The organism is Zobellella iuensis (assembly GCF_016746085.1).
GTDB classification, from domain to species: domain Bacteria; phylum Pseudomonadota; class Gammaproteobacteria; order Enterobacterales; family Aeromonadaceae; genus Oceanimonas; species Oceanimonas iuensis.
Map to the genome: position 1 here is coordinate 67,090 of NZ_JAERTZ010000013.1, position 19,053 is coordinate 86,142.

The following is a 19,053-nucleotide window of genomic DNA, read 5'->3' on the forward strand; positions in this document are numbered from 1 at the left end:
CCTTAAAAAGCGTTGGCGATCCAGTTGATGTCGGTCCCTTCACAGGCGACCAGGTCAAAACGACAGGACTGACGGGATTCGTTCAATCCTTTTGATTGCAAGTAGCTGAGCGCGGCGCGACGCAGGCGTTGCTGTTTGGCCGGGCTCACCGAGGCGGCGGCGCCGCCGAAGTGGGTAGTTTTGCGGTAACGAACTTCGACAAATACCAGGGTGTCATCGCTGCGCATGATCAGATCGATTTCCCCGAGCTTGCACTGGTAGTTGCGTTCTACCAGGCTCAAGCCCCGGCCGAGCAGGAACTGTTCTGCCCGGCGTTCGTGCTGCTGGCCCTGCTCGCGTTTACTGCCCGCCGGGAAGCCATTCGCCATTACGGTACTCCATCCATTGCAGCCGTCGCTGCAGCACTCCCTGGGGCGATGCGGTCAGTTCACCCGTGAGGGCCGGGACCGGTGGGGCTCCTTCCCTCAGCTGGGACAACTGCGGGATCAGGGTCAGCGCATCATAGCCGAAGGCGAACAGCCGCTGCCAGGTGATACCGGCATTCGGCCACAGCGCGTCCACTTCTTGCCTGAGTTGTGGGGCGCCGTCGAAAATCCAGGGCATGTCGGCCAGTTGCAGTCCGTTGAGCTCGCTCATCGGCGCGTCGTCATCCGGTATATAGCTGCGTGAGGTCACATAGGTGGGCAGACGGGCGGCCCGGCTGTCCCGCACAAAGTCGAAATAAGGCAGTATGACCCGGGTTTCGGTGGCGTTGGTGACCATAAAGACGGAATCAATGGGCCCCGGTGCGCCGGTCCAGCCGCCGTCGCCGAGCGGCTGGATAACACCGGCGGCGGCCGGGGGGGGGCTGCCGGCGCTGGCCAGGGCGCGGCGAACGTCAGACTCAATAGAGGACTGCCCGGCAAAGTAGGCCAGAATAGCCGGCCGACCGCTCTGTTGCTGCCAGCGCTGGCCGAACTCGGTCGCCACCCGGCGCCCGAGTTCGTTGTTGGGGGCAAATACCAGCGGCTGGCGGTGGCCCTGATCCCACATGTGGCGGGCGGCTTCGGCGGCTTCCGCCTCCGGTGACAGGGCGAAGTAGTACAGGTGGGGCAGGCCCGGCTGATAGGCGGGCACATTGAGTGCCAATACCGGCATGGCCGGATCCAGCTCGGTCAGGGCATCTACCTCCTCCTTGAGCAGGGGGCCCAGGATGAAATCGGCCCCGGCTTGCTGCACTTGCTGGTAGAGGCTATTCATGGCACGGCCGTTGGTGTCGAAGAAGCTGAGCCGGGATGTCTGGCCCTGGTGGGCACTCAGGATACCATTACGGATGGCGTCGGCCTGCTCCGCCAAGCGTCCGGACAGGGGGAGCAGCACGGCGATATGGGCGGGCTGGTAGGCCGAGGTGACGACGGGCTCCGCCGGCGTGCCGACCACATAGGCCTGGCCGGGATGGTCCGGATAGGCGGTGCGCCAGGATTGCAGCTGCCATTGGCGTTGCCCGGGCTGGAGGTTGTCGCTGTTGAGGATGGCCATCAGCCGGAACCAGCCGTTGGCCAAATCAGTGTTACCGGGGCCCTGGGCCTGCCGCAGGCTCTGAGGGGAGAGGGACTGCAGAAGATGGTGGATATGCCCCCTGTTGGTCTCCCGCTCATCGCCGCTGAGCAGCTCCTGGCGTTCGATCAACACCTTGGCCGCTTCCAGCGGCTGCTGTTGCAGCTCCAGGGCGTTGGCCTGGAGCTGCAGGTAATAAATCTCGCCGCCGCGGGAAAGCCGGGTTCTGTCGACGGTGGCCAACTGTTGCAACGCCCCTGCCGGGTTGTTCTGGGTCAGCGCCAGGGCCGCCTCCAGCACTCCCAGGATGGATTGCTGCTGGGGCGAGGCCTGGCGGCGCAATACTTCCAGCTGCTGGCCGGCGGTGGCGGCATCCCCCTGCTGAAGGGCTGAACGAATGGCCAGCACCCGCCAATTGAAGGCGTCGGGCTCGGGGGCTCGCTCGGCCAGGGCCTGGTACTGGTCGGCCGGCCGGTCGATGAGGCTGAAGATGTCCGGCGCCGGCGGTGGGGCTTCCTGGGGAGCCCGGAGGCCGGTACCACAAGCCATCAGAATGGATGAAAGCACCAGGGTGCACAGCAGCCGTGTTACACTGTCGCGTTGATATTGTGTCGCCAATCCCATCTATCCCAAACTGTGTCATTCTGGCCCTAAGTGTAATAGGGCCATGACGGTGAAACAATTGCTTGCACAGGAGTCCCTATGAGCCACGCGGCCGCACTTTATATTGTGCCCACCCCTATCGGCAACCTGAATGATATCAGCCAGCGCGCTCTGGAAACATTACAACAGGTTGATTTTATTGCCTGTGAAGACACCCGTCACACCGCCAAGCTGCTGTCCCATTACCAGATTAGTACGCCTACCTGGGCGCTGCATGATCATAATGAACAATACAAGTCGGAGCAGCTGGTCACCCGGTTGCTGGCGGGCCAGGCTATCGCCCTGGTCTCGGATGCGGGCACCCCCTTGATCAGCGACCCCGGTTATCACCTGGTCAACAGCTGTCGTGATGCCGGTATCCAGGTGATTGCCTTGCCCGGCCCCTGTGCCGCGATCACGGCGCTGTCGGCGGCGGGCCTGCCGACCGACCGCTTTGCGTTCGAAGGATTTCTGCCGGCCAAGGACAAGGCCCGCCTCGACAAGCTGGAAAGCCTGAAGGACGAGGCCCGCACCCTGGTGTTTTACGAGTCCCCCCGTCGCCTGCTCGACAGTGTCCGTGCCTTGGTCGAGGTGATGGGGGAAGAGCGGCGGCTGGTGGTGGCCCGGGAGTTGACCAAGACCTTCGAGAGTATCCACAGCTTGCCGGCCGCCGAGATGCTCGAATGGCTGATGGGAGACGACAACCGCAGCCGGGGCGAGATCGTGCTGATGGTGGCCGGCCATCGCCCCGATGCGGATGAGCTGCCGGCCGAGGCGCTGCGTACCTTGGGCTTGCTGCGGGCCGAGCTGCCGCTGAAGAAGGCGGCGGCGCTGACCGCCGAGATCCATGGGGTCAAGAAGAACGCGCTCTACAAGTACGGGCTGGAACATACGGCATAAGGCGGCTGGTGTCCTCCCTGGCATTGGTGTACACTGCGCCGCGGAGTTGGCCGGGTAATCGCTGCTTCGTCGTTGTGCTTTCGGGCAAACGGGCGGAGGGGAGGAAAGTCCGGGCTCCACAGGGCAGGGTGCCAGGTAACGCCTGGGGGGCGTGAGCCTACGACCAGTGCAACAGAGAGCAGACCGCCGATGGCCCGCAAGGGATCAGGTAAGGGTGAAAGGGTGCGGTAAGAGCGCACCGCGCGACTGGCAACAGTTCGTGGCACGGTAAACTCCACCCGGAGCAAGACCAAATAGGCCTCCTACAGGCGCGGCCCGCGCTGGAGGCGGGTAGGTTGCTTGAGCCAGCGAGCGATTGCTGGCCTAGAGGAATGATTACCAGCCGAGCTTGCTCGGTACAGAACCCGGCTTACAGGCCGACTCCACTATTTTTTGAAAAACGCAGCTTCGGCTGCGTTTTTTGTTATCGGTATCAGCTGAGCCCTTCGTCGATGGCCAGCAGCAAAGTTTATTTGCACCACTTTTTTCGCAAATTTTTTTATAAAGCAGTTGGCTAGTTCCTCAGTTGCCCATCCTGGCGCTCCTTTGTCGTTATCTTCCGTTTCCTCGCTTGAAAAGCGTGAGTCCGCTCCTTACACTTGAGCCGGGTGGGGAAAAGTGGATTTTTGTGGAACAAAGTAGAGAATAAGGACTCAGCATGCTGCGTGGTGCTCACGCCATCAGCCTGGATACCAAAGGCCGGTTGGCAATACCGACACGATTCCGGGACTCGCTGCGCGATGAGTGTGATGGGATCCTGATCTGTACCATAGATATCAGCAACCCCTGCCTGCTGCTGTATCCCCTGGCCGAGTGGGAACAGATAGAAAAAAAATTGCGGGCCCTGTCGAGCACCAACCTGCAGGAGCGGCGCCTGCAGCGGCTGTTGCTGGGGCACGCGGCCGAATGCGAGCTGGATGGCCAGGGACGTTTCCTGGTGCCGGGCCCGCTCAGGCAACACGCAGGACTCGATAAAAAAATCATGCTGGTGGGTCAGCTCAACAAGTTCGAGATATGGAGCGAAGCCCGCTGGCAACAACAAATTAGCGATGATCTGCAGGCCCTTCCGGGGGAAGGCTGGGAATCATCGGAACGACTGCGGGACTTTGCGTTATAACATGAGTCAACAACAGGCACACATCACCGTCTTGCTGGACGAGGCCGTGGCCGGCTTGAATATCAATCCGGACGGCATCTATGTCGATGGTACTTTCGGCCGGGGGGGGCATTCCCGCCACATACTGGCACAGCTTGGGCCCAATGGCCGCCTGCTGGCCATCGACCGGGATCCCCAGGCCATTGCCGAAGCCCGGAGCATAACGGATCCCCGCTTTATGATACTGCATGGGCCTTTTTCCCGCCTGGCCCAGATGGTGGAAGCGGAAGGACTGACGGGACGCATCGATGGCGTCCTGCTCGATCTGGGGGTGTCCTCCCCCCAGCTCGACCAGGCCGAGCGTGGTTTCAGTTTCCAGAAAGACGGCCCGCTCGACATGCGCATGGATCCGACCAGCGGTCAGAGTGCCGCCGATTGGCTGGCCCACGCGGATGAAGCGGACATCGTCTGGGTGCTGAAGACCTTCGGTGAAGAAAAATTTGCCCGCAAGATCGCCCGAGCCATCGTTCACGACCGGCAGCAGACCCCCTTTACCCGCACCCGCCAACTGGCGGAGATGATCGCCCGGGTCAGTCCCAGCCGGGAGAAAAACAAGCACGCGGCCACCCGCAGCTTCCAGGCCATCCGCATCTACATCAACAGCGAGCTGGAAGAAATCGAACAGGCGCTGGACGGTGCCTTGCAGGTGCTGGCACCCGGTGGCCGCTTGTCGGTGATCAGTTTTCACTCCCTGGAGGATCGCCTGGTCAAGCACTTTATCCGCAAGCAGGAGAAAGGCCCCGAGGTACCGCCCGGGCTGCCGCTCACCGAAGCCCAGTTGGCCGGTGGCCGGTTGCTGAAGAGCATCGGCAAGGCGCAGAAGCCTTCGGCGGCGGAAGTGGCGGCCAATCCGCGGGCGCGCAGCTCGGTGCTGCGGGTGGCGGAGCGTCTGGAGACGTCGGCGTGATCGACGGGCGCATCAACCTGGCCAGAGAAATCGGCCAGGATCTGTTACGGCACAAATGGCAGCTGCTGCTGGCGCTGTTGACCCTGGGATCGGCGTTGACGGTGATAGTGGTGACCCACGGTACCCGTCAGTTGACCAGCGAATATAACGAGTTGATGGCGGAGCAGGACCGGCTGGATATCGAATGGCGGCACCTGCTGCTGGAGCAAAATACCCTGATGGAGCACAGCCGGGTCGAGGCCTTGGCCCGGGACAAGCTGAAGATGCACCGGCCGGCTCCGGCCCAGGAAAAACTGGTGACGCAACGATGAAAAGGCGCAAGGCAATCAAGAAAGAACCCATGCTGGTCGGCTGGCGCTTCCTGACCGTCTGCGGCGTGATCCTGTTCGCCTTCGTGGCGCTCTTTGCCCGGGCCGCCTGGATCCAGGTGGTGTCGCCGGATCGGCTGCGGATGGAGGGGGATCTGCGCTCCCTGCGCACCGCGGTCAGCAGTACGACCCGGGGCATGATCATGGATCGCAACGGCGAAGAGCTGGCCGTGTCGGTGCCGGTGCAGGCGGTATGGGCCGATCCCAAGCAGATCCACGAAGAACAGAGCCTGCAGAAGGAGCTGGCCTGGCAGGCCCTGGCCGAGGTGCTGGGGGTGCCGAGAGAAACCCTGCTGGGCCGGGTACAGGATCCCAAGCGCCGTTTCGTTTATCTGCAGCGCCAGGTGACCCCGGCGGTGGCCGAATACATCCGCAAGCTCCGTCTGCCAGGGGTCCATCTGCGGCCGGAGGAGCGTCGTTTCTACCCCACCGGTGAGATCAACGCCCACCTGGTGGGCATGACCAATATCGATGGCAGCGGTATCGAAGGCATAGAGCGCGGCTTTAACGAATGGCTGACCGCCCAGCCCGGTGAACGCAAGGTACGCAAGGACAGGACCGGCCGGGTGGTCGAAGATCTGGGCGTGGTGTCGGAAGGACGCGAGGCCAATCATATCCAGCTGACCATCGATCAGCGCGTCCAGGCCCTGGCCTATCGTTCGCTCAAGCGGGCCTCGGAATTTCACCGGGCCACCTCCGCTTCGCTGGTGATGCTGGATGTGAAAACCGGGGAAGTGCTGGCCATGGTCAACACCCCCTCTTTCAACCCCAACAACCGGAGCCAGTACCAGAGCTTCCGCGCCCGTAACCGGGCGGTGACCGATACCTATGAGCCGGGATCCACCCTCAAGCCGCTGATCGTGGTCAGCGCCCTGGAGAACGGTATCATCCGGGCGGACTCCATCATCGACACCAACCCGGGCTGGGTGCGGCTGGGGGGCAAGCGGGTGTCCGATACCCGCAACCTGGGCGCCATCAGCGTGGAAACCGTGCTCCAGCGTTCCTCCAACATGGGCATGGTACGGATGGCGTTGCAGGAAACCCCCGAGCAGTTGCTCGACACCCTCTATCGCTTCGGCCTGGGGATAGATTCCGGCATGGGACTGGTGGGCGAGAGTACCGGTATGGTACCCCAGCGCCGGCGCTGGTCGGATATCGAAAAGGCGACCCTGTCGTTCGGTTATGGTGTTACGGTGACGCCGCTGCAGCTGGCCCAGTCCTATGCGGTGCTGGCCAATGGCGGGGTGCGTTACCCCCTGACCATCGTCAAGCGCAGCCAGCCGCCGGTGGGCGAGCAGGTGATACCGCGCCGGCATGCAGACGACGTGCTGCACATGCTGGAAAGCGTCATCGGCCCGGGCGGTACCGCCCGCCAGGCGGCCATTCCCGGCTACCGGGTGGCCGGCAAGACCGGCACCTCGCGCAAGGCCATCGCCGGCGGCTATGGCAGCGACTACGTCGGCGTTTTCGCCGGCATGGCGCCGGTCAGCAATCCCCGCCTGGCGATGGTGGTGGTGATCAACGAACCCCAGGGCGATCAATACTACGGCGGCCAGGTGGCGGCACCGGTGTTTGCCGAGGTGATGAGCGGCGCCCTGCAGCTATTGAATATCCGCCCCGATGCGGCGACCCAGGAACAGTTCCAGCTGGCAGGACAGGAGGCGAAACGTGGCCCTCACACTTAGAGATCTGGCGGTGCCCCTGGGGCTGTCCGCTCCGGCCATCGCCATCGACGCCATCAGTCTCGACAGCCGCGCCGCCCGCCCGGGGTGTCTGTTTATCGCGGTCCAGGGACTCAGTGTGGACGGCCGTCGCTTTATCGACCAGGCCCTGGAGCTGGGGGCGGCGGCGGTGATGTTCGAAGTGGACAGCCCGGAACAGGCCGGGCTGGATCACCGGGATCATCGGTTGCTCGGTGTCTATCGATTACCCCGCCAGCTGTCGCTGCTGGCCGGGGTCTTTTATGGCGACCCCTCCGCCGATCTGCAGTTGGTGGGAGTGACCGGCACCAACGGCAAGAGCACCGTCAGCCAGGTCATCGCCAACTGGAGCTGCCTGCTCGGCACCCAGGCCGGGGTCATGGGCACCCTGGGCAACGGCCTCTACGGCCGACTGCAACAGGCGCTCAATACCACCGGCTCGGCACTGGACGTTCAGGCCCAGCTGGCTAGCCAGCTGGCGGCGGGCGCCAAGCGGGTGGCGATGGAAGTGTCCTCCCATGGCCTGCATCAGCACCGGGTGGCTGCGCTGGATTTTGACGTGGCGGTGTTTACCAACCTGAGCCGGGATCATCTGGATTATCACGGCACCATGGCGGAATACGGCGAGACCAAGCGCCAGCTGTTCGAGCTCTGCCACAAGGCCCGGGTGATCAACGCCGACGACGTGGTGGGACGGCGCTGGCTGCGTTTGTATCCGGACGCCATCGCCTACAGCCTGCACGGCCGGTTGGCGGATTTTAGCGGCCGTCAACTGGTGGCGGAAACGGTGCATTTTTATGGTGGCGGGTTGAAAGTGACCATTAACTCCGACTGGGGGAATGGTGTATTATCCGCCCCCCTGATGGGGCGTTTCAACGTGGCCAACCTGCTGGCGGGCATGGCGAGCCTGCTGGCCATGGGCGAGTCGTTTGAATCGCTACTGGCCACGGCTCCCCGGTTGTCCGGGGTCGCGGGGCGGATGGAGCCCTTTACCGCGCCCGGCAAACCGCTGGTGGTGGTGGACTATGCCCATACTCCGGATGCGCTGGAACAGGTACTGCAAGCGCTGCGCCAGCATTGCCGGGGCCGGCTCTGGTGTCTGGTGGGGTGCGGTGGCGACCGGGACAAGGGCAAGCGGCCGTTGATGGCCGCGGCGGCGGAAGCCGGCGCAGATGTGCTGCTGCTGACCGACGACAATCCTCGTACCGAATCGGCCGAGGCCATTGTCGAGGAGATGCGCCAGGGCTTGCTCGAGCCGGAGGCGGCCCTGGTGATCCACTCGCGGGCGGAGGCTATCCGCCACGCCATCGAGCAGGCGGAGGCGGACGATATTATTTTGGTTGCGGGCAAAGGCCATGAGGATTATCAGATAGTGGGTACTCACAAAGTGCATTACAGCGATCGGGAAACCGTGGCCGCCCTGCTGGGGGTGGTCGCGTGATCCCGCTCAGCCTTGGCCAACTGGCCCTGGCGTCCGGGGGCGAGCTGCGCGGCGCCGATGGCACCATACTGGCGGTCACCACCGACAGCCGCCAGCCCATGGCCGCCGGCTCTCTGTTCGTGGCCCTGGCCGGCGAGCGCTTCGACGGCCATGACTTCGCCGCCCAGGCGGCGGCCCAGGGGGCGGCGGCGCTGCTGGTGGAACGCTGGCTGGAGCTGGACCTGCCCCAGATCAAGGTGGCCGATAGCCGGCTGGCGCTGGGCGTGCTGGGCGGCCAGGTGAGGGAGCAGAGCCGGGCCCGGGTGCTGGCCATCACCGGCAGCTGTGGCAAGACCACGGTCAAGGAGATGGCGGCGGCGATACTGCGGCAGAAAGGCCGGGTGCTGGCCACCCGGGGCAACCTCAACAACGAGATAGGGGTACCCCTGACCCTGTGCGAGCTGACCCCGGACACCGAATACGCGGTGGTGGAGCTGGGCGCCAACCATATCGGCGAGATCGCCTGGACCAGTTCGCTGACTAAGCCCCATGTGGCCCTGATCAACAACGTGGAAGCTTCCCACCTGGAAGGCTTCGGCTCCCTCGAGGGTATCGCCCGGGCCAAGGGCGAGATCTACGACGGCCTGGAGCCGGGCGGCGTGGCCATCGCCAACGGCGACAGCCCCTTCTGCGCCCTGTGGAAGGAAAAGCACCCCCTGGTGTATTTCGGCGAGCACCGGGAATACGAGGCCCGCCAGGTCGGCCTGGACAAGGCGGGCTGCGCCCACTTCCGGCTGTTGACCCCCAAGGGGGAAGTGGCGGTACAGCTGCCGGTACCCGGCAAGCACAACGTGGCCAATGCCCTGGCGGCGGCGGCGGCCACCGAAGCCCTGGGCGCCAGCCTGGAGGAGATCGCCACCGGCCTGGGCCAGTTCGGCTCCGCCAAGGGCCGGCTGCAGCTGTGGACGCGACCCGGCTTGACGGTACTGGATGATACCTATAATGCCAGCGTCGCCTCCGTGCTGGCGGGGTTGGATACCCTGGCCAGCCTGCCCGGCTACCGCATCTTCGTGTTCGGTGACATGGCGGAGCTGGGCGACTACAGCAAGGAGATGCATACCCAGGTGGGTGAGCATGCCCGCCGGCTCGGCATCGACCTGGTGTTGACCGTGGGCCGGGACAGCAAGCATACGGCAACGGCCGCCCAGGGCCGGCATTTTGAACAGAAACAGCAGTTGTGGCCTGAACTGGCTCAAACGCTGGCACAGCATAATAAGGTGGTGGTTTTGGTTAAAGGTGCGCGCAGTGCCCGGATGGAAGACATAGTCCGGGCCATTCAGGAGGGTGCAGCATGCTAGTCTGGCTGGCGGAATGGCTGACCCCCCATTTCAGCTTTTTCAACGTCTTCTCCTATCTGACCTTCAGGGCGGTGATTTCCATCCTGACCGGACTTTTCGTGTCCCTGTGGATAGGACCACGGCTGATCCGCCGGCTGCAGATGCTGCAGATAGGCCAGGTGGTGCGCAACGACGGCCCCGAGTCCCATTTCAGCAAGGCCGGCACCCCCACCATGGGCGGCCTGATGATCCTGATCGCCATCTTCGTGTCGGTGCTGCTGTGGGCGCGGCTGTCCAACCCCTATGTGTGGGTGGTGCTGTTCGTGTTGGGTGCCTTCGGCGCCATCGGCTTCGTCGATGATTACCGCAAGGTGGTGCGCAAGAATACCGATGGCCTGATCGCCCGCTGGAAATATTTCTGGCAGTCGGCGGCGGCCCTGGCGGCGGCCATCTTTGCTTACTGGATTGCCAAGGATCCGGCCCAGACCCAGCTGGTGGTGCCCTTTTTCAAGGATGTCATGCCCCAGCTCGGGCTGCTGTTCATCGTGCTCAGCTACTTCGTGATCGTCGGCTCCAGCAACGCGGTCAACCTGACCGACGGCCTGGACGGCCTGGCCATCATGCCCACCGTCATGGTGGCGGCCGGTTTCGCCCTGGTAGCCTGGGCCACCGGCAACGTCAACTTTGCCGCCTACCTGCACATCCCCTATGTGGCCCACGCCGGCGAACTGACCGTGGTCTGTACCGCCATGGTGGGGGCGGGGCTCGGTTTCCTCTGGTTCAACACCTTTCCGGCCCAGGTGTTTATGGGCGATGTGGGCTCCCTGGCCCTGGGGGCGGCCCTGGGGGCCATCGCCGTGCTGGTGCGCCAGGAATTCCTGCTGGTGGTCATGGGCGGCATCTTCGTGATCGAGACCCTGTCGGTGATCCTGCAGGTGGGCTCCTACAAGCTGCGCGGCCAGCGGATTTTCCGCATGGCGCCCATTCACCACCATTACGAGCTGAAAGGCTGGCCCGAGCCCAGGGTGATAGTCCGCTTCTGGATCATCACCCTGATGCTGGTGCTGATCGGCCTGGCCACCCTCAAGGTGAGATAAGTCATGTTACCAGAGCGCATCGTGATCATCGGCTTGGGGCAGACGGGACTTTCCTGTGTGCGCTATTGCCTGGACCGGGGGCGTCGCCCCCTGGTGATGGACACCCGCGCCCGGCCGCCGGGGGCGGAACAACTGCCGCCCGGTCTCGACCGTCGTTTCGGCGCCCTCGACGCCGCCAGCCTGCTGGCGGCGGACTTGATCATCATCAGCCCCGGGGTGCCCCTGGCGACGCCCGAGGTGCAGCAGGCCCGGGCCGCCGGGGTGGAGATAGTGGGCGACGTGGCGCTGTTCCTGCGGGAATGCCGGGCCCCCGTCGTCGCCATCACCGGTTCCAACGGCAAGAGCACTGTCACCACCCTGGTGGGCGAAATGGCGGCCGAGGCCGGCCTGGCGGTGGGCGTGGGCGGCAATATCGGTACCCCGGCGCTGGATCTGCTGATGCAGCCGCTGGAGCTGGCGGTACTGGAGCTGTCCAGCTTCCAGCTGGAAACCACCCCCGGGCTCAGGGCACTGGCCGCCACCGTGCTCAATATCAGCGAGGATCACCTGGATCGTTACGACTCCCTGGCCCACTACCGGGACACCAAGCTCGGCATTTACCAAGGCGCCGGCCTGTGCGTGTACAACCGGGAGGACGACCAGACCCGGGCGGCAAGCCCCGCCGAGGCGGTCAGCTTCGGCCTGGACGCGCAAGAATACGGTCGGGTCGAGCACCGAGGCGAGCTCTGGCTGAGCCGCCATGGCGAACCTGTGCTGCCGGTGTCGGCCCTGCGTATCCTCGGGGCCCACAACCAGCTCAATGCCCTGGCGGCCATGGCCCTGGCGGACGAGGCGGGTATTTCCCAGGACGTCCAGGTCGAGGTGCTGCGCCGTTTCGGCGGCCTGCCCCATCGCTGCCAGTTTGTGGCCGAGAAAAACGGGGTGCGCTGGCTCAACGATTCCAAGGCCACCAATGTGGGCGCCACCCTGGCGGCCATCGCCGGGGTGGCCGAGGCGGTGCCCGGCCGGCTGTGGCTGATCGCCGGCGGCCAGGGCAAGGGCCAGGATTTCGCTCCGCTCAAGCCCCTGCTCGAACAACGCCTCGCCGGCATGGCCTGTTTCGGCCAGGACAGGGCCGCGCTGCTGCGGCTTGCCGCCAACACCCATGAGGTAGAGGATCTGGCCGGGGCGGTGGCCTGGTGTGCCGCACAGGCCACCCCCGGCGACTGGGTGCTGTTCGCCCCCGCCTGCGCCAGCCTGGACATGTATCCCAATTACCTGGCCCGGGGCGATCACTTCATGGCCCTGGTGGAGGCCCTATGAAGCTGCTGCCTTCCTTCGGGTCCGACTGGCTGCTGCGTCCCTCCCAGGGACTCGTCTACGATCGCCAACTGGTGGTGCTGGCGCTGTCGCTGATGGCCATCGGCCTGGTGATGGTGTCGTCCGCCTCCATCGCCGAGGGCATCAACGTCGGCAACGATCCCTTCTATTTCGTCAAACGCCACGGCGCCTTCCTGCTGATCTGCCTGCTGCTCGCCAGCCTGATGCTGCAGGTGCCCATGGCGCGCTGGCAGCAGTTCAACGCCAGCTTCCTGATCCTGGCGCTGCTGCTGCTGGTGGCGGTACTGCTGCTGGGACGCAACATCAACGGCAGTACCCGCTGGCTGGCGCTGGGCCCCATCAACGTGCAGCCGGCGGAAATCGCCAAGCTGGCCCTGTTCACCTTCCTGGCCGGCTACCTGGTGCGCAAGCAGGAAGAGGTGCGCGGCCAGTGGCGCGGCTTCCTCAAGCCCCTGGCGGTGATGGGCGTGATGTCGGTGCTGCTGCTGATGCAGCCGGATCTGGGCTCGGTGGTGGTGCTGTTCGTGACCACCATCGGCATGCTGTTCCTGGCCGGCGCCCGCATGAGCCAGTTTATCAGCCTGATCGTGCTGGGCCTGGGCCTGGTGGGTTTCCTGATCGTGACCTCGCCCTACCGGATGCGGCGGGTGACCTCCTTCCTCAATCCCTGGGAAGATCCTTTCGGCAGCGGCTACCAGTTGACCCAGTCGTTGATGGCGTTCGGCCGTGGCGGCTGGTTCGGCGAGGGGCTCGGCAACTCCATCCAGAAGCTCGAGTACCTGCCCGAGGCTCACACCGACTTCGTGTTCGCCATCCTCGGCGAGGAACTGGGCTTTACCGGGGTGCTGCTGGTGCTGCTGCTGCAGGCCTGGCTGGCGTTCAAGGCGTTGCACATCGGACAGAAGGTGTTGATGGGCGGCCGCCAGTACGAAGGCTACCTGGCCATGGGCATCGGCATCTGGTTCAGCTTCCAGACGGTGGTCAACGTGGGCGCAGCCTCGGGCCTGCTGCCCACCAAGGGGCTGACCCTGCCCCTGGTCAGTTACGGCGGCTCCAGCCTGCTGGTGATCAGCACCGCCGTGGCCATACTGGTGCGCATCGATTTCGAATGGCGGCGGGATCATATGCAGGCCAGACAACGGGAGGCGGCATGAGCGCTGACAAGACCCTGCTGGTGATGGCGGGCGGCACCGGCGGCCATGTGTTTCCGGGGCTGGCGGTGGCGGATGTGCTCCGGGCCGAGGGCTGGACCATCCACTGGCTCGGCACCGCCGAGCGGATGGAGGCCCAATTGGTACCCAGGCACGGCTATCCGCTGCACACCATCGACATCGCCGGGGTGCGCGGCAACGGCCTCAAGCGGCTGCTGCTGGCACCCTTCCAGATCCTGAAGGCGGTCTGGCAGGCGCGGCGGGTGCTGCGCCAGGTCCGGCCGGCGGTGGTGCTGGGCATGGGTGGTTTCGCCGCCGGCCCCGGCGGTGTGGCCGCCCGGCTGGCGGGCATTCCCCTGGTGCTGCACGAGCAGAACGCGGCCGCCGGCCTGACCAACCGCCTGCTGGCGAAGCTTTCCCGGCGGGTGCTGATGGCCTTTCCCGGCGCCTTCGCCGAGGGCGACCACGCCCTGGTGGTGGGCAACCCGGTGCGGCCGGAGGTGGTGGCCCTGCCGGCGCCGGCCGAGCGCATCGACACCTCGCCCCAGCCGCTGCGGCTGCTGGTGGTGGGGGGCAGCCTGGGCGCCAAGGTGTTGAACGACACCCTGCCCGAGGCGGTGGCCCTGGCCGGCAACATCCGGGTGCGGCACCAGACCGGCCGCGGCAATGCCGAGGCGGTGCGCGCCGCCTACGAGGCGAAGGGGGTGGCGGCCGAGGTGAGCGACTTTATCGATGACATGGCGGCCGCCTACGGCGCCGCCGATCTGGTGGTGTGCCGGGCCGGGGCCCTGACGGTGTCGGAAATCGCCGCCGCCGGGCTGGGGGCCATTTTCGTGCCCCTGCCCCATGCGGTGGACGATCACCAGACCAAGAATGCCCGCTCCCTGGCGGACCAGGGGGCGGCCCTGTTGCTGCCCCAGTCCGAGCTCAGCGCCGAGGGGCTGGCGGCGGAATTACTGCAACTGGCCGGTAACCGGGAACAACTGCTGGCCATGGCCAGCCGGGCCCGGGCCCTGGCGATGACCGATGCGGCGGAGCGGGTGGCGGACTGCCTGCGCGCGCTGGCGAAATAACACTGAGAGAATGGCATGACCAAGGTTGAACTGGCGAAACTGAGAAGCATCATCCCCGAAATGAGACGGGTGCGGCGTATCCACTTTATCGGCATCGGCGGTGCCGGTATGGGCGGTATTGCCGAGGTGCTGGCCAACGAGGGCTACGCCATTTCCGGCTCCGATATCGCCTACAACACCGTGACCGACCGGCTGGCGGCCATGGGCGCCACCATCTACCTGGGCCATGCCGCCGAGCAGGTGGAAGAGGCCAGCGTGGTGGTGGTGTCCACCGCCATCAAGGCCGACAACCCCGAGCTGCTGGCGGCGCGGGAGCTGCGCATCCCGGTGGTGCGCCGCGCCGAGATGTTGGCCGAGCTGATGCGTTTCCGCCACGGGGTGGCGGTGGCCGGTACCCACGGCAAGACCACCACCACCAGCCTGGTGGCCAGCATCTACGGCGAGGCGGGCATGGATCCCACCTTCGTCATCGGCGGCCTGCTCAACAGCGCCGGCTGCAACGCCCGGCTGGGCAGCAGCCGCTACCTGATCGCCGAGGCGGACGAGAGCGACGCCTCCTTCCTGCACCTGCAGCCCATGGTGTCCATCGTCACCAATATCGAAGCGGATCATATGGACACCTATGGCGGCGACTTCAGCAAACTGGAAGGCACCTTCATCGAGTTCCTGCACAACCTGCCCTTCTACGGTCTGGCGGTGCTGTGCGTGGACGACCCCGTGGTGCGTGAGCTGCTGCCGCGCTTGGGCCGTCAGTTCGTCACCTACGGCTTTGCCGAAGACGCCGACTACCGGGTGGAGGACTTCAGCCAGCAACAGGATCACAGCAGCTTCAAGGTGTGCCGTCCCGACGGCAGTTGCCTGGAGGTGCAGCTCAACCTGCCGGGCCGGCACAACGCCCAGAATGCCGCCGCGGCCGTCGCCGTGGCCTGCGAGGACGGCATCGGCGATGACGCCATTCTGGCGGCCCTGAAGAAGTTCGAAGGGGTGGGGCGGCGCTTCCAGCAGTACGGCGAGTTCGACAGCGGCCGCGGGCGGGTCAAGCTGGTGGACGACTACGGTCACCACCCGAGCGAAGTGCGGGCCACCCAGAACGCGGTGCGCGCCGGCTGGCCCGAGCGGCGGCTGGTGACCATCTACCAGCCCCACCGCTACAGCCGCACCCGGGATCTGTACGAGGATTTTGTCGAGGTGCTGTCGAAAAGCGATGTACTGATCCTGTTGGAGGTGTACAGTGCCGGCGAAGCGCCCATTCCCGGTGCCGACAGCCGGGCCCTGTGCCGTTCCATTCGCAGTCGTGGTCATATGGAGCCTATTTATGTGGCTACTCCGGACGAGGTACCCGCCGTGCTGGCGGAGCTGTTGCAGGAGGGCGACCTGGTGCTGACCCAGGGGGCCGGTAATGTGGGCGGGCTGGCGCGCAAGCTGGGGCAGCTGCAACTGTCGATTGAAACGATGAAACAACAGGGGGAACAGGTATGAGTCAGTTCGGCAAAGTGGCGGTGTTGTATGGTGGGCGCTCCGCCGAGCGGGAAGTCTCCCTGCGCTCCGGCGCCGCCGTGCTGGCCGGCCTGGAGCGGGCCGGGGTGGATGCCCACGGCATCGATACCCGCGACTATCCGCTGGCCCGGCTGAAGGACGAGGGCTTCGAGCGCGCCTTTATCGTGGTGCACGGCCGGGGCGGTGAAGACGGTACCCTGCAGGGGGCCCTGGAACATCTGGGCATGCCCTACACCGGCTCCCGGGTGCTGGGTTCCGCCTTGGCGATGGACAAGATCCGCACCAAGCAGGTATGGCAGGCCATGGGGTTGCCCACCGCCGACTTCCGGGTGGTGCACAAGCAGGACTTCAACCCGGGCGATGCGGCGGTGCTGCTGGCCCAGTTCCAGGGGCCGGTGTTCGTCAAGCCGTCCCACGAGGGCTCCAGCATCGGCATGACCAAGGCCACCGATGCCGCCACCCTGGCCGATGCCATCCAGGAGGCCTTCAAGTTCGACGACGAGGTGCTGCTCGAGAGCTTTATCGAGGGCGACGAATACACCGTCAGTATCCTGGGCGAGCGCGCCCTGCCGGCGATCCGCTTGCGTACGCCCCACGATTTCTACGATTATTCCGCCAAGTATCAGTCCGGCGATACCCAGTACCTCTGTCCCTGCGGCCTCGACGAGGAAGGCGAACAGGAGTTGGGGGCACTCAGCCTGGCGGCATTCAAGGCGGTGGCGGCCAGCGGCTGGGGCCGGGTCGACCTGATGCGGGACAAACAGGGGCAATGGTGGCTGCTGGAGGTCAATACGGTGCCGGGCATGACCGAAACCAGCCTGGTGCCCAAGGCGGCGAAGGTGGCCGGCCTGTCCTTCGACCAGTTGGTGGTCAGGGTGCTGGAGATGGCGTACTGATATGGCCTCCGTCGCGACCCGTACCCGGCTGGAGTTTATCGGCGGCCTGGCCTTCTTCCTGACGGTGCTGTCGGCGCTGCTGTGGGGCCTGTGGCTGCTGGTGATGTGGATGACCGCGGCCAACCAGATGCCGGTGAACAGCCTGCTGATCCAGGGGGAGCACCGCTATCTAAGTCGGGAGCAGGTGCGCGAATCGGTACTGGAGTTGCCGGAAGTGGGCAATTTTTTTGCCCTGGAAGTAGACCGGGTGCAACAACAGCTGCTGTCGTTGCCCTGGGTCTACCAGGCATCGGTGCGCAAGCAATGGCCCGATACCCTGCGGGTCTATATCGTGGAGCAGCCGGTGGCGGCCCTGTGGAACCAGGATGCCATGGTCAACACCCATGGCGAAGTATTCAAGGCCGAGCAGGGGGCGCTGGAGTTGGTGTCCCTGTCCGGGCCGGATGAAGAAGCGGGCCGGGTGCTGGAGGAGTATCGGGTCCTGCAGCGATTTTTGCAGCCCCGGGGCTATGAGCTGGTCCGGGTGCACCTGACGCCCCGTCGCTCCTGGGAGCTGACCCTGTCCAATGGGGTGCGGCTGCTGCTGGGACGGGACGATATCGAAGCCAGATTACAACGATTTATTGATGTCTATCCAGGCATCGTCGGGCGGGAGCGAGTGGCCTATCTCGACCTGCGCTACGATACCGGGTTGGCAGTGGGATGGAAGCAGGACGAAGAGACTGATAATGACCAAGAGCGCGGAACGAAATCTGATCGTCGGGCTTGATATCGGCACGGCCAAGGTAACAGCCCTGGTGGGGGAAGTGCTGCCGGACGGCGATCTGAACATCATCGGCCTCGGCAGCCACTCTTCCAAGGGAATGGACAAAGGCGGCGTGAACGATCTCGAGTCGGTGGTCAAGTCGCTGAAACGGGCGGTGGACGAGGCGGAAATGATGGCGGACTGCCAGATCACCTCCGTCTATCTGGGGTTGTCGGGCAAACATATCGAATGTCGGAACGAGACCGGTATGGTGCCGATTTCCGATGAAGAGGTGACCCAGGAAGACGTGGATAACGTCATCCATACCGCCAAGTCGGTACGGTTGTCCGATGAGCACCGGGTGTTGCATGTGCTGCCCCAGGAGTTTTCCATCGATTTCCAGGAGGGGATCAAGAATCCCATCGGCCTGTCGGGGGTGCGTATGCACGCCAAGGTGCACCTGATCACCTGCCACAACGACATGGCGCGCAACATCGAAAAATGCGTGGAGCGGTTGGGCCTGCGAGTAGACCAGCTTATTTTCAGCGCGCTGGCATCCAGTTATGCGGTGCTGACCGACGATGAGAAAGAGCTGGGTGTATGCGTAGTCGATATCGGCGGTGGCACCATGGACATGGCGGTGTTTACCGGCGGCGCCCTGCGTCATACCAAGGTAATCCCCTATGCGGGCAGCACCGTCACCAGCGACATCGCCTATGCCTTCGGCACGCCGCCGCTGGATGCGGAAGCGATCAAGGTGCGGCATGGCTGCGCCTTCAGCCGGCTGGTGAGCAAGGAAGACACCATAGAGGTGCCCAGCGTGGGCGGCCGCCCGGCTCGCAGTCTGCAGCGACAGACCCTGGCCGAGGTGATAGAGCCCCGCTACAGCGAACTGCTCGGCATGATCAACCAGGAGCTGAGCAAGGTGCAGAGCGAACTGAAGAAGGCCGGCGTCAAGCACCAACTGGCCGCCGGCCTGGTGCTCACCGGCGGGGCGGCCCAGATCGAGGGGTTGGTGGAGTGCGCCGAGCAGATCTTCCAGTGCCAGGTGCGGATCGGCCAGCCCGCCGGGGTCAAGGGATTGTCGGATTACGTTGAGACACCGGTGTATTCCACCGCCGTGGGGCTGTTGCACTACGGCCGGGAGCATCAGTCCATGCCTCAACAGGACTACAACAATAAGGCCAGCGTGACCGGGCTGTTGAAACGGGTCGGCAACTGGCTGCGTGGCGAATTTTAATCTTGGCAGGAATCAACCAAGAGCAAAGC

The 19,053-nt window shown here is 64.7% G+C and carries 17 protein-coding genes and 1 other RNA gene; 16 read left to right on the forward strand and 2 right to left on the reverse strand.

The genetic code is table 11. The features are described from left to right. Positions 1-2 precede the first annotated feature (2 nt). Positions 3-368, reverse strand: coding sequence for a YraN family protein (locus tag JKV55_RS05300; RefSeq protein WP_202082917.1), 366 nt, complete (start codon positions 366-368; stop codon positions 3-5). After that, complete coding sequence (locus tag JKV55_RS05305; protein ID WP_439654898.1) at positions 340-2,160, reverse strand: penicillin-binding protein activator; 1,821 nt, start codon at positions 2,158-2,160, stop codon at positions 340-342. Before JKV55_RS05305 ends, JKV55_RS05300 begins: the two co-directional genes overlap by 29 nt. Before the next feature lie 78 nt (positions 2,161-2,238). On the opposite strand from JKV55_RS05305, the gene rsmI reads away from it, so the two are divergent. The 16 genes from rsmI to ftsA all read left to right on the forward strand — a co-directional run bounded on the left by rsmI (position 2,239) and on the right by ftsA (position 19,024). Next, positions 2,239-3,078, forward strand: a complete 840-nt coding sequence (gene rsmI, locus JKV55_RS05310; RefSeq protein WP_202082921.1) for a 16S rRNA (cytidine(1402)-2'-O)-methyltransferase — start codon at positions 2,239-2,241, stop codon at positions 3,076-3,078. Positions 3,079-3,120: 42 nt separating this feature from the next. After that, positions 3,121-3,506: RNase P RNA component class A (gene rnpB, locus JKV55_RS05315), an RNA gene on the forward strand. Positions 3,507-3,775: 269 nt separating this feature from the next. Further along, positions 3,776-4,234: a division/cell wall cluster transcriptional repressor MraZ gene (gene mraZ / locus JKV55_RS05320; RefSeq protein WP_202082923.1), complete on the forward strand. Its 459-nt coding sequence runs from the start codon at positions 3,776-3,778 to the stop codon at positions 4,232-4,234. A 1-nt stretch (position 4,235) separates the two neighbouring features. Further along, the gene (gene rsmH, locus JKV55_RS05325; RefSeq protein ID WP_202082925.1) at positions 4,236-5,180 is read left to right on the forward strand and encodes a 16S rRNA (cytosine(1402)-N(4))-methyltransferase RsmH; all 945 of its coding nucleotides are present in this window, start codon (positions 4,236-4,238) and stop codon (positions 5,178-5,180) included. Then, on the forward strand, positions 5,180-5,491 hold the full coding sequence (ftsL, locus tag JKV55_RS05330; RefSeq protein WP_439654899.1) for a cell division protein FtsL: 312 nt from the start codon (positions 5,180-5,182) through the stop codon (positions 5,489-5,491). Before rsmH ends, ftsL begins: the two co-directional genes overlap by 1 nt. Beyond that, positions 5,488-7,233 carry a penicillin-binding transpeptidase domain-containing protein gene (locus tag JKV55_RS05335; protein ID WP_202082929.1) on the forward strand — a complete coding sequence of 582 codons (1,746 nt, stop codon included), beginning with the start codon at positions 5,488-5,490 and terminating at the stop codon, positions 7,231-7,233. Before ftsL ends, JKV55_RS05335 begins: the two co-directional genes overlap by 4 nt. Further along, positions 7,217-8,689, forward strand: coding sequence for a UDP-N-acetylmuramoyl-L-alanyl-D-glutamate--2,6-diaminopimelate ligase (gene murE / locus JKV55_RS05340; protein ID WP_369409621.1), 1,473 nt, complete (start codon positions 7,217-7,219; stop codon positions 8,687-8,689). Before JKV55_RS05335 ends, murE begins: the two co-directional genes overlap by 17 nt. Next, entirely contained in the window at positions 8,686-10,026 is a 1,341-nt protein-coding gene (locus JKV55_RS05345; protein ID WP_202082933.1) for a UDP-N-acetylmuramoyl-tripeptide--D-alanyl-D-alanine ligase, read from the forward strand. Before murE ends, JKV55_RS05345 begins: the two co-directional genes overlap by 4 nt. After that, positions 10,020-11,102, forward strand: coding sequence for a phospho-N-acetylmuramoyl-pentapeptide-transferase (gene mraY, locus JKV55_RS05350; RefSeq protein WP_202082935.1), 1,083 nt, complete (start codon positions 10,020-10,022; stop codon positions 11,100-11,102). Before JKV55_RS05345 ends, mraY begins: the two co-directional genes overlap by 7 nt. Positions 11,103-11,105: 3 nt before the next feature. After that, the gene (murD, locus tag JKV55_RS05355; RefSeq protein WP_202082937.1) at positions 11,106-12,404 is read left to right on the forward strand and encodes a UDP-N-acetylmuramoyl-L-alanine--D-glutamate ligase; all 1,299 of its coding nucleotides are present in this window, start codon (positions 11,106-11,108) and stop codon (positions 12,402-12,404) included. Then, positions 12,401-13,576: a cell division protein FtsW gene (gene ftsW / locus JKV55_RS05360; RefSeq protein WP_202082939.1), complete on the forward strand. Its 1,176-nt coding sequence runs from the start codon at positions 12,401-12,403 to the stop codon at positions 13,574-13,576. The genes murD and ftsW overlap by 4 nt, the downstream gene beginning before the upstream one ends. Continuing rightward, positions 13,573-14,646, forward strand: a complete 1,074-nt coding sequence (gene murG / locus JKV55_RS05365) for an undecaprenyldiphospho-muramoylpentapeptide beta-N-acetylglucosaminyltransferase (protein WP_202082941.1) — start codon at positions 13,573-13,575, stop codon at positions 14,644-14,646. Before ftsW ends, murG begins: the two co-directional genes overlap by 4 nt. Positions 14,647-14,661: 15 nt before the next feature. Further along, positions 14,662-16,125: a UDP-N-acetylmuramate--L-alanine ligase gene (murC, locus tag JKV55_RS05370; protein ID WP_202082943.1), complete on the forward strand. Its 1,464-nt coding sequence runs from the start codon at positions 14,662-14,664 to the stop codon at positions 16,123-16,125. Beyond that, a complete protein-coding gene (locus JKV55_RS05375; RefSeq protein ID WP_202082946.1) occupies positions 16,122-17,039 on the forward strand; it encodes a D-alanine--D-alanine ligase in 918 nt (305 codons plus the stop codon). Before murC ends, JKV55_RS05375 begins: the two co-directional genes overlap by 4 nt. Position 17,040: 1 nt before the next feature. Next, positions 17,041-17,808 (forward strand): cell division protein FtsQ/DivIB, encoded by a 768-nt coding sequence (locus tag JKV55_RS05380; protein ID WP_202082948.1) that lies wholly within the window; start codon positions 17,041-17,043, stop codon positions 17,806-17,808. Beyond that, positions 17,768-19,024, forward strand: coding sequence for a cell division protein FtsA (ftsA, locus tag JKV55_RS05385; protein ID WP_202082955.1), 1,257 nt, complete (start codon positions 17,768-17,770; stop codon positions 19,022-19,024). Before JKV55_RS05380 ends, ftsA begins: the two co-directional genes overlap by 41 nt. The last annotated feature ends 29 nt before the right edge of the window (positions 19,025-19,053 follow it).